At 26.3% G+C, this 617-nt stretch carries 1 protein-coding gene; it reads left to right on the forward strand.

Annotation, left to right across the window (positions count from 1 at the left end; translation table 11 throughout):
• The coding region (locus B5F09_RS14685) for a hypothetical protein (protein WP_087375032.1) at positions 1-317 on the forward strand (317 nt) is incomplete at its 5' end.
• Positions 318-617 lie beyond the last annotated feature (300 nt).

Below are 617 nucleotides of genomic sequence, written 5' to 3' on the forward strand. Positions count from 1 at the left end.
GGCTGGCAGCATATAATCGGGAATTAAACATTCAAGCCAAAAATAGTGAAATGAAAGCTAATTATTTGCGTGGCAAAGAAGAAGGAATAGAAATCGGTAAAGAAGAAGGGATAGAAATTGGTAAGGATGAAGGAATAAAGATTGGAAAAAAAGAAGAAAAGAGAAATCTAACTAACCAATTATTTAAATCGAGATACCCAAATGAAGACAGTAGCATTTTAAATGATTTAGAAACAGAAGTTTACGATCTTATTTTTAAAATGTTATTAGAAGAACAATCACTAGAAAAAATCAAGAATGTAATTAAAAAGGGTTAAATAGCAGTTTTTAATTTATTTTGTTGTAGCTTTGACAATTGTTTATTTATAGTAGTTAAGTGGAAGGAGAAATTGTTAAGATAATTGCGATCAAGAAGTGCTGGTTTATAATATTAAATTATTAGATAAAAAGTGTTGTTCTATAATTGCGATTAATTAATAAAAAATGACAGCTATCACTCAGCTGCCATTTTTTTAATTATCTTTATCATCTTTTAAGATCGTAGCAATTTCATAATCTTTAATACTTCTTATATTTATTAAAAGCATTACCAGATAAATAATATTCAATACTATAAT

This window comes from Erysipelatoclostridium sp. An173, assembly GCF_002160495.1.
GTDB classification, from domain to species: domain Bacteria; phylum Bacillota_I; class Bacilli_A; order Erysipelotrichales; family Coprobacillaceae; genus Thomasclavelia; species Thomasclavelia merdavium.